Origin of the sequence: Rhodococcus sp. 06-235-1A (assembly GCF_002258785.1) — a bacterium.
GTDB lineage: Bacteria > Actinomycetota > Actinomycetes > Mycobacteriales > Mycobacteriaceae > Rhodococcoides.
In genome coordinates, this window is sequence record NZ_NOYI01000021.1 from 270,717 (window position 1) to 283,409 (window position 12,693).

General features: G+C 65.0%; 12 protein-coding genes. 5 read left to right on the plus strand and 7 right to left on the minus strand.

Features of this window, described 5'->3' with window-relative positions:
* Positions 1-9: 9 nt before the first annotated feature.
* Positions 10-1,521 carry a dolichyl-phosphate-mannose--protein mannosyltransferase gene (locus tag CH275_RS20380; RefSeq protein ID WP_094680304.1) on the minus strand — a complete coding sequence of 504 codons (1,512 nt, stop codon included), beginning with the start codon at positions 1,519-1,521 and terminating at the stop codon, positions 10-12.
* Positions 1,522-1,628: 107 nt separating this feature from the next.
* On the opposite strand from CH275_RS20380, the gene rsmI reads away from it, so the two are divergent.
* Positions 1,629-2,453 carry a 16S rRNA (cytidine(1402)-2'-O)-methyltransferase gene (gene rsmI, locus CH275_RS20385; protein WP_094680305.1) on the plus strand — a complete coding sequence of 275 codons (825 nt, stop codon included), beginning with the start codon at positions 1,629-1,631 and terminating at the stop codon, positions 2,451-2,453.
* A gap of 4 nt (positions 2,454-2,457) precedes the next feature.
* Here rsmI and CH275_RS20390 read toward each other — a convergent pair whose 3' ends face one another.
* Positions 2,458-2,886 carry an SRPBCC family protein gene (locus tag CH275_RS20390; protein ID WP_094680067.1) on the minus strand — a complete coding sequence of 143 codons (429 nt, stop codon included), beginning with the start codon at positions 2,884-2,886 and terminating at the stop codon, positions 2,458-2,460.
* Positions 2,887-2,900: 14 nt separating this feature from the next.
* Positions 2,901-3,920, minus strand: coding sequence for an alpha/beta hydrolase (locus tag CH275_RS20395; RefSeq protein ID WP_094680068.1), 1,020 nt, complete (start codon positions 3,918-3,920; stop codon positions 2,901-2,903).
* Between the two features lie 171 nt (positions 3,921-4,091).
* Between CH275_RS20395 and CH275_RS20400 the strand changes: the two genes are divergently transcribed.
* Positions 4,092-5,471 (plus strand): WS/DGAT/MGAT family O-acyltransferase, encoded by a 1,380-nt coding sequence (locus tag CH275_RS20400; protein WP_094680069.1) that lies wholly within the window; start codon positions 4,092-4,094, stop codon positions 5,469-5,471.
* A gap of 71 nt (positions 5,472-5,542) precedes the next feature.
* On the opposite strand, the gene metG is transcribed toward CH275_RS20400, so the two are convergent.
* Positions 5,543-7,087, minus strand: coding sequence for a methionine--tRNA ligase (gene metG, locus CH275_RS20405; protein ID WP_094680070.1), 1,545 nt, complete (start codon positions 7,085-7,087; stop codon positions 5,543-5,545).
* A gap of 21 nt (positions 7,088-7,108) precedes the next feature.
* Here metG and CH275_RS20410 point away from each other — a divergent pair, with 21 nt between their 5' ends.
* The 3 genes from CH275_RS20410 (at position 7,109) to rsmA (ending at position 10,192) form a co-directional block, all read left to right on the plus strand.
* Positions 7,109-7,936: a TatD family hydrolase gene (locus CH275_RS20410; protein WP_094680071.1), complete on the plus strand. Its 828-nt coding sequence runs from the start codon at positions 7,109-7,111 to the stop codon at positions 7,934-7,936.
* Positions 7,937-8,037: 101 nt separating this feature from the next.
* Entirely contained in the window at positions 8,038-9,165 is a 1,128-nt protein-coding gene (locus CH275_RS20415; protein WP_094680306.1) for a resuscitation-promoting factor, read from the plus strand.
* Positions 9,166-9,316: 151 nt separating this feature from the next.
* Entirely contained in the window at positions 9,317-10,192 is an 876-nt protein-coding gene (rsmA, locus tag CH275_RS20425; RefSeq protein ID WP_094680073.1) for a 16S rRNA (adenine(1518)-N(6)/adenine(1519)-N(6))-dimethyltransferase RsmA, read from the plus strand.
* Between the two features lie 3 nt (positions 10,193-10,195).
* On the opposite strand, the gene CH275_RS20430 is transcribed toward rsmA, so the two are convergent.
* The 3 genes from CH275_RS20430 to CH275_RS20440 form a co-directional block, all read right to left on the minus strand.
* Positions 10,196-10,699: a hypothetical protein gene (locus CH275_RS20430; protein WP_143546837.1), complete on the minus strand. Its 504-nt coding sequence runs from the start codon at positions 10,697-10,699 to the stop codon at positions 10,196-10,198.
* A 107-nt stretch (positions 10,700-10,806) separates the two neighbouring features.
* On the minus strand, positions 10,807-11,622 hold the full coding sequence (locus CH275_RS20435) for a DNA/RNA non-specific endonuclease (RefSeq protein WP_094680075.1): 816 nt from the start codon (positions 11,620-11,622) through the stop codon (positions 10,807-10,809).
* A gap of 12 nt (positions 11,623-11,634) precedes the next feature.
* On the minus strand, positions 11,635-12,624 hold the full coding sequence (locus tag CH275_RS20440) for a helix-turn-helix transcriptional regulator (RefSeq protein WP_094680307.1): 990 nt from the start codon (positions 12,622-12,624) through the stop codon (positions 11,635-11,637).
* Between the last annotated feature and the right edge of the window lie 69 nt (positions 12,625-12,693).

The following is a 12,693-nucleotide window of genomic DNA, read 5'->3' on the forward strand; positions in this document are numbered from 1 at the left end:
GCCTGATGCCTATCGCCAGCTCGGCAACCACAGCTGTTGCTGCCACATCTGCGGCGTGATCGGCATTGCAGTCAGGATCGGCCACAGCCAGACGAAATTGGCGATCACCACGGCGAGGTACAGGGCGACCAGCAACAGCCCGGTACCTCGCCGTTCCGCCGACGCCGTTGCCTTCCCGATGATGTCGCCCAGCACCAGCGCGAAGCCCATCACCATGAACGGGGCGAGCGCCACCGCGTAGAAGTAGTACATCTGCCGATCGAGCGTGGTGAACCAGGGCAGCAGTGCGGCGGAATAGCCAACCAGCACAGCGGCATAGCGCCAGTCACGTCGAACGAACACCGACCAGATGACCCAGGCCAGCATCGGCAACGCCAGCCACCACATCGCGGGTGTGCCGATGAGCATGATCGCCTTGACGCACGAGGATGCCGAGCACCCGGACACGCTCTCCCCGTCGGCGAAGTAGTACAGCATCGGGCGCAGACCCATCGGCCACGTCCACGGCTTCGATTCCCACGGGTGTCGGTTGCCGGCCGAATTGGTCAGTCCCTCATGGAATTGCAGCACACTGCCGCTGTAGAACCACAGTGACCGCAGCGCGTCGGGAACGAACGAGAACGGACCGCCGACTCCGACGCCGCTGCCGACCTCGTGCCGGTAGACGCCCGTCTCGGAGGTCAGCCATGCCCACCACGTCATCAGATACACCGCGATCGGAACGACGACCAATGCGTAGAGCGCAGGCCCGATGTCGCGCAATGCCGTTCCCCGCCACGGGCGCCCGACGCCGTACGAACGACGCGCCGCCACATCGAACGCCACGCTGAGCAATCCGAAGAACGCGATGAAATACAGACCCGACCACTTGGTGCCGCACGCGAGCCCCAGCATGACACCGGCTCCGAATCGCCACCACCGCACACCCATTCGCGGACCGAGCACGCTGACGTCCATTCGGCCCTCGTCGCGCACCCTCGACAGACGTCGCCGCATGTCGTCGCGGTCGACGATCAGGCAGCCCAGTGCCGCGGTGACGAACAATGCGAGAAAGATGTCCAGCATGCCGATCCGGCTGCTGACGAACGTCACCCCGTCCACGGTCAGCAGAATGCCCGCGATGGCACCGACGAGCGTCGATCGCGCGAGGCGTCGCACGATCCGAATAACCAACAGCACCAACAGCGTTCCGGCCACGGCCGAGGAGAATCGCCAACCCCACCCGTTGTAGCCGAACAATGCCTCTCCGACGGCGATCAGCTGCTTGCCGACCGGAGGATGCACCACCAGTCCGTAGGCCGGGTTGTCCTCCAGCCCGCCGCCGGTGAGAACCTGATACCCCTGAGGGGCGTAGTGCTTTTCGTCGAAGACCGGGGTTCCCGCGTCGGTGGGGTAGCGCAACATCGTGAATCGCGTGACCGCACAGATGACGGTGATGACAACGGTGACGATCCAGCCGCGTCGGGCATCGGTGTCGTGGAACCAGTCGCGCGCGGCAACGGTCGGCCCGGGACTGACCATCGACCGGTCGCCGGAGCGCTCAGAGGTCAGCAAGGTCACGTACCGATCGTAGGCGTTGATCGGCGGTGCCCGACAAACCGCTGCACCGCGTGCGGGAGACTGGAGGCATGCTCATCCTTGCCGCCACCCCGATGGGCGACGTCGGTGACGCCTCGCAGCGCCTGCGCGATGCCCTCGGCAGTGCCGATGTCGTCGCCGCCGAGGACACCCGGCGCACCAAACAACTCGCGTCCTCGCTCGGCGTGGTGATCGCAGGCAGGGTCGTCAGTTTCTACGACCAGGTCGAGACCGCACGCCTGCCGGCCCTGGTCGAGGCCGTGGCGGAGGGCAAGACGGTTCTGCTGGTGACCGACGCCGGGATGCCGTCGGTGAGCGATCCCGGCTACCGCCTCGTGGCCGCGTGCGTCGATGCAAATCTGCCGGTGACCTGTTTGCCCGGTCCGTCCGCCGTGACGACCGCACTCGCGTTGTCCGGTCTGCCCGTCGAACGGTTCTGCTTCGACGGGTTCGCACCACGCAAGCAGGGGCAGCGACGCACGTATTTCCGATCGGTGCTCGCCGAACCGCGCGCCATCGTCTTCTTCGAGGCACCGCACCGTCTCGTCGCGTGCTTCGAGGACGCTGTGCACGTACTCGGTCCCGACCGCCGCGCCGCGGTGTGCCGAGAGCTGACCAAGACCTACGAAGAAGTCCGACGCGGCGGCCTGGGTGAGTTGCTCGAATGGGCGCGGGACGGCGTGCGCGGCGAGATCACCGTCGTACTCGAAGGAGCTGTCGCCGTCGCCGAGGAGCCCGAGGATCTCGTTGCCGAGGTGGAAACGCTGGTGGCGTCGGGCATGCGGTTGAAGGACGCCTGCGCCCAAGTGGCGGTCGACGGCGTCTCCAAGCGTGAGGTCTACGAGGCCGTTCTGGCGGCCCGCAAGACCGAGTAGCTCGTCAGCCCACCACTTGCTGGCGAAGCCCCTCGGTCGCTGCTTCGAGAATGGTTTTGGTGCCCTTCTTCACGAGGAAGCCGGGCAGTGGGACCTTCGGGTCGACGGTCAGCTCGAATTCGACGTGGGTGCCTTCGCCCTTCGGCGTCAAGGTGTACCGGCCGTCCTGGGCCTTCTGCTGGGTGCTCTCCACGAGAGTCCACGACACCTCGTTGTCCGACCACGTGTACTCGACGAGCTGTTCGTCGTTGACTCCGATGATCGAGACCTGCATCTTCACGTGGTGCGGCTTACCGTCGTCGAACCGATCGACGACCTCGCACTTCTTGTGCACCGGGGACCACGAGGGAATGCCCTCGACGTCGGCGAGAACTTCGAGTACTGCCGCTGCATCCGCGTCGATGTCGACGGACTTGTTCACTGTGACTGCCATGGGGAGAACGTATCTCAGCTTTCTCTACTGGGGCTGACGTTCCGCGCGAACTCGCCGATGGCTCTGAGTGCGCGGCGGGCCTCGGGGACGAAATCGGCTGCCTGGAACACGTGGACCTGGTCCTCGTAGACCTGTAGCTCGCAATCGACTCCGGCGACGGCGAGGCGCTGAGCCATGAGTTCGGCGTCGGCATAGACCATTTCGGTCGAACCGACCTGTATCAGCACCGGCGGCAGACCGGTGAGATCTCCGTCGACCGGTGACACCCGCGGGCCTACTTCACCGTCGACGACGATACGTGCGTCGACACGATCGGCCAGTGCGGTCAGTGCGGGAACTGCATTGGACGGAAAGACCGAACACTTCGATGCGTTCTCGTGCTCGAGTTTGCGTGTGGGGTCCATATCGGTCAGCGGGGACATGGTGAAGATGCCTGCGGGGGCGGGCAGACCGACGGTACGCAGCGCCAGGGTGACCATGAACGCGAGATACCCGCCCGCCGAGTCGCCGCCCAGGATGATCTGTTCGGGGCGGTAACCGGAATCGAGAAGGAATCGGTACGCGTCGACGCCGTCCTCGACAGCGTGGCTGATCGGGTTGCGCGGCATCATGCGGTAGTTCACCGACAGAACCGAGCCGTCGACGTTCTTCGAGACCCGCGAGGTCATCCGGCGATGCGTGCGTAGGCCGCAGCAGACGAAGGCGCCGCCGTGCAGGTAGAGCACCACTCGGTCGGTACCGGTGCCCTCGGCACGGATCCACTCGGCCTCGCACTCGGCCAGCATGACGCGACTACGCGTGGTGCCGCTGATCTGCGGGACGAGCAGTCCTGCGTAATCGACCAGGCCCACCGGCCACGGAAGAGAGGGCGCCTGTGCCCAGATCGTCAGGAACGGCCGAACCGTGAACTGCAGGTACTTGGACAGGATCTGCGACTGAAGGCTCGCGCCACGAACATCGTGCCTGCGTGCGGTGGCTGCCGGATCGGTCGACTTGACTACGGTGAGCGCCGGATTCATGGCCGTCGCCTCCATCCCCGTTGTTGGTGCGCGGCGCGTATGCGCCGTGCGTTGGAACCCCGCTCTATTTGGAACCCCTGGTAACGGACAATAGCGGGTAGCTTTTCGTGACCCGACGTAAGGTCGTGTTCTGAGTCACATTCGGTGCCGTACCGTGACCGAAAACAAATGGAAAAGGGACAGCTCATGGCACTCATGCCCATCACGGAATCGATGTTTCTGATCGCCGAGTCACGGGAGCACCCGATGCACGTGGGCGGTCTGGAGTTGTTCGTCCCGCCAGGCGATCCACACGACTTCGCGGAGGAAGTGCACCGCAAGTTCACCACCGGCGAGGTGCACGAACTCTTCCGGAAGCGGCCGTCGCGTCCGGTTCAGATCATGGGCAATCTGGCCTGGGCCTTCGACCCGGATGTGGACTTCGAGTACCACGTTCGGCGGACGGTGCTGCCTGCTCCCGGTCGAATTCGTGAGCTGTTCCAATTTCTGTCGCTCAATCACAGTGCACCGCTCGATCGCTACCGTCCGATGTGGGAGCTGCACATCATCGAGGGACTGGCCGACGGCCGAATTGCGTTGTACACCAAGGTGCATCACTCGCTGGTCGACGGCGTGAGCGCGTTGAAGTTGATGCAGCGAACTCTCAGTACCGACCCGGACGACCGAAGCGGGGTCGCCACCTGGGACCCGTCGCTGTTCGGAAGGCGCAGGAAGCAGGATGCCGTCGAGCAGCCCGGGCGGTTGGCGCAGTTGGGAAGCGGACTCTCGATGGGGCGCAAGATCGTCGGGGACCTGGTCGACTTCGCGCCTGCGACGGCACGAATCGGATTGCGCGCGTTGAAGAAAGAGGGTGCGCAACTCCCGTTGCAAGCGCCGAGGACGATGTTCAACGTGCCCATCGGTGGTGCGCGACGCTTCGCCGCCGAGAGTTGGTCGATCGAGCGCATCCGCACGGTCGGAACAGCGCTCGACGCCACGCTCAACGACATGGTGCTCGCGATGTGCGCCGGAGCTCTGCGCGCGTACCTCATCGATCAGAGCGCGTTGCCCGAGGAGCCACTGATCGCGATGGTCCCGGTGTCGCTGCGCAAGGAGGGCGACGACAAGGACGCCGGCAACTCGGTGACGACCATCCTGTGCAATCTGGCCACCGACGAATCCGATCCGATCGTGAGGCTGGAGCGGATCAAGGATTCGACCGTCAAGGGCAAGCAGATGATGAGCGAACTCAACACGCTCGAAGCGCTCGCCGTAGGAGCAGTCACCATGGCTCCGTTGTTGTTCGGGCCGGTGCCGGGATTCGTCGACTACACCCCGCCGCCGTTCAACGTCATCATCTCCAACGTGCCCGGATCCAAGGAAGATCTGTACTGGAACGGCGCGAAACTCGACGGCATCTACCCGGCGTCGATCGTGGCCGACGGGCAGGCACTCAACATCACCGTCGCCAGCAACGGCGACTCGCTGAACTTCGGACTCATCGGATGCCGACGCAGTGTGCCGCACCTGCAGCGCATGCTGACACATCTGGAGAACACGCTGGAGGAGCTCGAGAAGACCTTGTGAGAGCGGCTTCGCCGCATGTGCACGAAACTTCGTAGTGGGCTACGAGGTTTCGTGCACATGCGCGGAGCGCTCTACTCGTACTTGGGGAACACCGGCGTCGGGGCCGGGAGAGCGGTGCCGGGAACCGAACGAGTTGCGATGTCGGTGAATTCGCGGTTCTGTGCGCCGAGCAGGTCGAGGATGCGCGACGCGGAATCGGGCATGACGGGCTGCGCCAGAATGCTGACGATGCGCAGCACCTCGATCGTCACGTACAGCACGGTGGCCATGCGATCGGGATCGGTCTTGCGCAATACCCACGGCTGCTGCAGCGAGAAGTAGCGGTTGGTCTCGCCGAGCACCGACCAGATCGCCTCGAGCGCGGAATGGATTGCCTGCACGTCGAATTCGCGTCGGCAGATCTCCAGCAGCGCGTCCGCGCGGGCCAGCATCGCCTCGTCCTCGGCGGTGAAGTCTCCCGGTGTCGGGAGCGTTCCCTCCAGGTTCTTCGCCACCATCGTCAGCGAGCGCTGTGCGAGGTTACCGAGTTCGTTGGACAGGTCGGCGTTGACGCGCGCGACGATCGCCTCGTGGCTGTAGCTGCCGTCCTGGCCGAACGAGACCTCGCGCAGGAAGAAGAAGCGCACTGGATCGAGGCCGTAGTTCTCCACCAAGGACTGCGGATCCAGCACGTTGCCGAGAGACTTGGACATCTTCTCGCCCTTGACGTTCAGGAACCCGTGCACGAACACCCGCTTGGGTAGCTCGATACCCGCAGACATCAGGAACGCCGGCCAGTAGACGGTGTGGAAGCGGGTGATGTCCTTGCCGATGATGTGCAGATCGGCCGGCCAGAACTTTCGGTACGCCTCGGATTCGGTCTCGGGGAACCCGGCACCGGTGAGGTAGTTGGTCAATGCGTCGACCCAGACGTACATCACGTGTGCGGGGTCGCCGGGGACCGGTACACCCCAGTCGAACGTGGTTCGCGAGATCGACAGGTCTCGGAGACCGCCCTTGACGAAATTCACGATCTCGTTGCGACGCGTGTTCGGCGCAATGAAGTCCGGCACCGCGTCGTACAGCTCGAGGAGCTTGTCCTGGTACTGCGAGAGCCGGAAGAAGTACGACGGTTCCTCGGTCCACTCGACGGGAGTGTTCGTCTCCGTCGCGACGCGGGAGCCGTCTTCGTTCAGGGTGGTCTCGGCTTCGGTGTAGAACGCCTCGTCGCGCACCGAGTACCAGCCGGAGAACGCGTCGAGATAGATGTCTCCGTTCGCCTCCATCCGCTTCCACAGTTCCTGGCTGGCGGCGAGGTGGTCGGCATCGGTGGTGCGGATGAAGCGTTCGTACGAGACCTTCAGCAGATCCTGCGCGGCCTGGAAAGCATCGGAATTGCGCGCGGCGAGTTCGCGGACATCGATGCCCTCGGTCTGCGCGGTCTGCTGCATCTTGAGCCCGTGCTCGTCGGTTCCCGTCAGGAATCGCACGTCGTAGCCGTCGAGGCGCTTGAAGCGCGCGATGGCGTCGGTGGCGATGTACTCGTAGGCGTGCCCGATGTGCGGCGCGCCGTTGGGGTACGCAATCGCCGTGGTGACGTAGAAGGGTGGCCGTGAGGCATCAGCTGGCGCAGTCATGGTGCGCCTACTCTAACGATCGTGAGTAGAGACCGTCCCGCACCACCGTTGCCCGAGCCCGTCGGCACCCTCGTCGACGCGCACACCCACCTCGATGCGTGCGGCGCGACCGACGCGGCGAGTGTGGCCGCGATCGTGGACAAGGCCGAGTCCGTCGGCGTCACCCGCGTGGTCACCATCGCCGACGATCTCGATGCCGCCCGCTTCGCCGTCGACGCTGCGTCCTGGGATCCGCGGGTGTGGGCTGCGGTGGCCATTCACCCCACCCGCGCGAACGTGCTCGACGACGTGGCCAAGGCCGAGATCGAGCGACTGGCATCCGATCCGCGCGTGGTTGCCGTCGGTGAGACAGGGCTGGACTACTACTGGCCCGGCAAGCTCGACGGTTGCGCGACGGTAGCCGAGCAGCACGAGGGATTTCGCTGGCACATCGACCTTGCGAAGCGCCTGGGTAAGCCCCTGATGATCCACAACCGTGAGGCAGACGAGGATCTGCTCGAGGTTCTGGTGACCGAGGGCGCTCCGGAGACGGTGATCTTCCACTGCTTCTCCGGTGGTCCCGACACCGCCAAGGCCTGCGTCGACGCCGGTTACGTGCTCAGTTTCTCCGGGACGGTCAGCTTCAAGAACGCGCATGCACTGCGTGAGGCGGCGGTGCTGGTGCCGAACGAGCTGGTACTGGTGGAGACCGACGCACCGTTCCTCACCCCGCATCCATATCGCGGTGCACCGAACGAGCCGTACTGCCTGCCGTACACCGCCAGGGCCTTGGCCGAGATCCGCGGTCAGGATCCGGCAGAGCTCGCTGCTCACGCCACCGCCAACGCGGTGAGGGTGTACGGCCTGTAGCCGGTGAAGTTGCGGCGTGGGTACTAATTCGTTACCGTACCGTGACCGAACTCGGCGTTTCGTGCACCGAGTCACGCTCGCAACCGCCAGGAATACGAAACTTGTCGACTATCAGACGTCTCAACTCCGCCCGTTCGACCACGCTCTACCTGGTCATCGCGGCCCTGTTGATGACGCTCGTCGCCGGTGGCGTGATGGCGGTGAGCCGTCACAAGACCGTGACCATCGACGTCGACGGCGACATGATCTCGCTGAGCACGATGAAAACCGACGTCAACAGCGCGCTCGTCGATGCCGGCTATGCCCCGTCGGACAAGGACTTGGTCGTTCCCGCTCCTGATACCGGATTGAGCGACGGCGACACCGTGGTCCTGCGCCGCGCCCGCGAGATCACGCTGAACGTCGACGGGCAGCCCGAGAACATCTGGACCACCGCCCTGACCGTCGACGAAGCACTGCAGCAGACCGGTCTGGCCGAGGACGTGCACGTCTCCGCCTCACGCTCGGAGCGGTTGCCTCTCGACGGCACCGAACTGGACGTGGCTCTGCCCAAGCAGGTCTCGCTGGTCGACGGCGGAGCCCCCGCAACTCCGGTCACTCTGGCCGCACCCACAATTCGTGAATTCCTCGAAGCCGCGGGTAAGCCACTGGAAGAGGCGGACACCGTCAGCCCCGATCCCGACGCCACCGTTACCGACGGAGCCGAGATCGTCGTCACGCGTGACCGCACCGTCACCAAGACCGAGACCACCGATGTGGACGCGCCCGAGCAGCGCATCGAAGATCCGACGATGAACATGAGCAAGACCGTCGTCGAGAACCCCGGCGCTCCGGGAGTCTCCGACATCACCTGGAAGATCAACATGGTCAACGGCGTCGAGGTCGGGCGCGAGAAGGTCGACGAGAACGTTCAGGTGCCCGCGCAGCCGAAGACCGTTCGCGTCGGCGCGAAGCCCGGCACCGAGGTGCCGCCGGTGGAGAACGGTGCGATCTGGGACGCTCTCGCGCAGTGCGAGGCGACCGGCAACTGGGCCATCAACACCGGCAACGGTTTCTACGGCGGCGTGCAGTTCGACCAGAACACCTGGGAACGCCAGGGCGGCCTCAAATACGCACCGCGCGCCGATCTCGCCACCCGCGAGGAGCAGATCGCGATCGCGTCGGTGACACAGAAGTCACAGGGCTGGGGCGCATGGCCCGCCTGCACCTCGCGCTTGGGTTACCGCTGACTCTCCTGGGTCGTTCCGCAGGCTTCACTCCTGCATTTCTGGGTCGTTCCGCAGGCTCCACTCCTGCATTTCTGGGTCGTTCCGCAGGCTCCACTCCTGCATTTCTGGGTCGTTCCGCAGGCTCCACTCCTGCCCACGTAGAGTTTCCGCCGTGTCCGAACATGTGAGGGGATCCGCGGCCCTGCTGGGTCCCGCCGAGGTCCGCTCGTTGGCCGCCGAGCTCGACGTGCGGCCCACCAAGCAGCTCGGGCAGAACTTCGTACACGACGCCAACACCGTTCGACGCATCGTCGCCTCCGCCGGCGTCGGCCCCCAGGACACGGTCCTCGAAGTCGGCCCCGGCCTCGGATCGCTGACTCTCGCGCTGCTCGATGTGGCCGATTCCGTCATCGCGGTCGAGATCGACCCGAAGCTCGCGACCCGTCTGCCGACGACGGTGGCCGACCGCGCCCCGACTCTGGCCGACCGCCTGACGGTCATCGAGGCCGACGCCCTTCGTATCCGTGCCGCGGATATTGCCGGGGAGCCGACCGCCTTGGTGGCCAATCTTCCCTACAACGTCGCGGTTCCGGTACTCATTCATCTGTTCTCGGAACTTCCGAGTCTTCGCGTCGCCGTGGTCATGGTTCAAGCCGAGGTGGCCGATCGACTTGCCGCGGTGCCTGGAAGCAAGATCTACGGCATCCCCAGCGTCAAGGCCAGGTTCTTCGGAGACGTGAAAAGGGCGGGTGCAGTGGGCCGTTCGGTGTTCTGGCCGGTACCCAAAGTCGAATCGGGACTGGTGCGCATCGATCGGTACGCCGAGCCGCCGTGGCCGACCGACACCGTGCATCGCAAAGCCGTCTTCGCAGTGATCGACGCGGCATTCGCGCAGCGGCGCAAGACCTTACGGGCGGCCCTGGCCGGGTGGGCCGGCTCCCCGGTGGCCGCCGAGCGGCGATTGCGCGAGGCCGGGATCGACCCGACCGCTCGCGGCGAGACCATCGACGCCTCAGCCTTCGTCCGCTTGGCCGCTACCGAAGCCTGACCGTCAGAACGGATTCAGGGTCACTTCGAGTGCACCGGACGACGTGACGCGTTGCGGATTGAGCTGCTGAATCAACGCGCCCGAGGTGAGTGTGATCGTGTATTCGACCCATCCGAGACCAGTGTCGATGTACGCCTCACCCCATGGATACCGAGCGTTCCTGTCCTCGTGTGCCACGCCCGATGCGCCGGTTGTCGTGTTGCGCCACTGCACCTCGGTGTGCGTAGCGAACGACAGGAATCGCCAGTTCTGGCTGTAGATCGGGTCGGTGGTAGGCGGCTGCGCGGTGATCGCCAGGAATGCGTGGTACGGCCCCCCGAAGTCGGACCGAAGGCCGCTGTAGCCGTTGACGTCGAGCGAGTACGGCGCTTCCCACGGATATGCGCTCGGGATGGACACGGTCGCGAGATGTGAGTGCGGTGCAGCCGCCGCCGTGCCACTCGAGACGAACAGTGCTGCCACCGTCATCGCAAGCGCCGCCAGTGCCGTCGTCCATCGTCTTCGCATGTCGAGCCCCTGTTCGTAGACGCTTTCTCGGATGCTGCGCAATGCTATTGGTTCGCGGCCTCGATGCGCGTCACGATTCCGTATCGAATAGAACCATGTGGTTGGTTTCAGAGGTGGATGTCCGACAGTTGCGTCAGCTCTGTCCACTTCGACGCCTCCGCACGAGCCGCGGCCACCGGTGCATAGCGATCCGCTTCGATCAGCACGCCCAGCTCGAGACCGGTCGCCGACGCGATGTCGGCCACGGGAACCTGGTACGTCCGGTATGGGCCGAGGGGCGGGGGATCGGTCTCGACTCGTAGAGGCTTGTCGAGAATCGGGTCGAGTGACGGCGATTGGTCGAGTACGTACCCGGTGCATGCGGGAGCCGAGCCCTGGGACCACGCCGCAATCTTGAAGAACTGCCGTGGAAGGGCGACACCGCGATAGATCGGATCGTCGCCGGCGAAGATGCAGCCGCTGAACACAGAAAGGCGCTGATCGTACTGCTCGGCGTGGCCGAGCACGTAATCTTCGAGCCCGAGCCACAGCGTCTTCGACTGGTTCAGCGTGGCCGTCTGAGGGGCGCACACCGTGTAGTGGAACGTGTCCTCGTTGGCGCGCCTGGCCACCGCGAGCTCACCCCACACGGGATCTCGCCTGCGAACCAGATGCCCGCGATCGAGGTCGTTGTTCGAGTACAACTCGTTGCCTGCCTGCTGCGATGCCGGCAGGCGATCGTCGAGTCGCCAGTCGTCGCCCCGCTCGACATCCTTCAGGCTCGCACCGTCGATGTTGACACCGGTGACCGCGGCGAGGCGTCGGTCTGGATCCATGGACACCGAGAAGTGCGTGTAGGGGAGTACCGCCAGGCCTGCGCGATCGGGCAACGGAACGTCGATGTCGGACAAAAACTTCGGGTCGAAACCGAGTGGTGACGTCATCTGCCCATTGACTCACGTACCGGTTACCGGAGAGTGAACCGCCGCCAGGTAGCGCTCGTTGAGTCGTGCATGCCTTGCGGCCACGACGCGGCATTCCTCACGCAGTTCCGGTGGATCGAGCACGGTGAAATCGGTGTCGAACGCCGCCAGCCACCGTGCGATCGAGGGCAGCGAATCTCCGGACAGCACCACGGCGCACGTGCTCTCGTCGATGGATTCGAGTGTGCCCCACTGCTCGTCGACCATGGGTGCGATCGTCTCGATCGGGGCATGCAACGCGATCCTCGCCTGCACCTGAGTGAATGCGCGGTCGATTCCCTTCGAGACGAACGCGGCCGCCCCGCCCGCCGGTAGCTCTCGGGGCGTGAACCTGGGACCCGTCGGGATCTTCGGTATCAGGCGATCCACCCGATACGATCGCCAATCCTCCCGCAGCACATCCCATCCCAGCAGATACCAGCGCGCCCCCGCTCGCACCAGGCTGTACGGCTCCACCTCACGTCTGGACTCGGAACCGTCGTGCTTGCGGTAATCGAATCGCAGCCGCTCGTGCCCATGGCACACCGCCGCCACCGTCGACAGCACCGATGCGTCCACGGCCGAGCGCGGCGTTCGCTCCACGACATCGATCCGCAGCGCATCGAGCCGATGGCGGATGCGCGACGGCATCACCTGCCGCAGCTTCGTCAACGCCCGCAGCGACGCCTCGCCGATGCCTGCCACCGACCCACCGGCCGCCGACTGCAGCCCGAACGCCACCGCCAATGCCTCGTCGTCGTCGAGCAGCAGGGGAGGCATCTCGGCACCCGGGCCCAGCTGATAGCCGCCACCGACACCCGGTGTCGCATTGACCGGGTACCCGATGTCGCGCAGCTTGTCCACATCGCGACGCAACGTCCGCGGCGTGACGTCGAGCCGCTCGGCCAACTCCGAACCCGCCCAATCGCGACGGGTCTGCAGCAGAGACAACAGCCGAAGCAACCGAGCCGAGGTTTCTTTCATGTTCACACAGTGCCACGCAATGCGGACACATTCGGTCCGCATGCAAAACCCTGGCGGTGAACTCGACGT